The organism is Oleiphilus sp. HI0132, from assembly GCF_001635845.1.
Genome location: NZ_LWGJ01000762.1, coordinates 1 through 737, shown reverse-complemented (window position 1 = coordinate 737; position 737 = coordinate 1). Strand labels below are relative to the sequence as shown.

Annotated in this window: 1 protein-coding gene; it reads left to right on the top strand. The window is 44.6% G+C overall.

Features of this window, described 5'->3' with window-relative positions; translation table 11 throughout:
- Positions 1-214: 214 nt before the first annotated feature.
- Positions 215-703: an endonuclease/exonuclease/phosphatase family protein gene (locus tag A3766_RS09005; protein WP_068642106.1), complete on the top strand. Its 489-nt coding sequence runs from the start codon at positions 215-217 to the stop codon at positions 701-703.
- Positions 704-737: the final 34 nt, after the last annotated feature.

Sequence of the window (737 nt, the reverse complement as noted above, 5' to 3'; positions counted from 1 at the left end):
CAAGACAAGACATTGGCATAGTGATCAAAAGATTTACGAGCAGAACGTCTCAATAGATCACAATTGGCTTAGATTAAGCTCGATATAGATTTGATATATATCGGCGCGATGTGTCAGCCGGGAGAAAGCGAGTCGAGCGTCTTTTGCCTCGCTCTAAACGAAAAAAACCCACACTAAGCAGTGTGGGTATCAATACGCAACTAAGGTAGTAAAAGTGGCTTACTACCGTTTCGTCAATACTCACCTAGAAGTGGGTGGGGCTGAGCCTTATATGTCACTACAAGCAATTCAGATGAATGAGCTGACGCAAGTAATCAATGCGACAACAGCCCCAGACGTTCCAGTGATATTGGTAGGCGATTTTAATAGTAGCCCAGAAGACCAGCCATTTGAGTCTGCTTTCGGTTTAGGTACTTTGATCCCACCTTACCTACAAGCAGTGGGTAAGGGATACCACGATCTATGGTTGTCAAAGAAGAAGCCACGTGACGTCTATACCTGTTGTTTCTCTGCTGATGTGTCGGATGAAGACGCGCAGTTATACCAGCGTATCGACCACATCTTTTTCGAACCCAAAGCACGTGAGATCACTAAGCTGAAAGCCAAAGTGTTGGGTGACAGCAATGCAGATATGACAGACGAGAATGGTTTGAATCCTTCTGATCATGCTGGCGTATTTGGCAAAATAAAACTTGCCAAATAGCACCGACGAAGACGCTAAACGATAAGAAAACTGG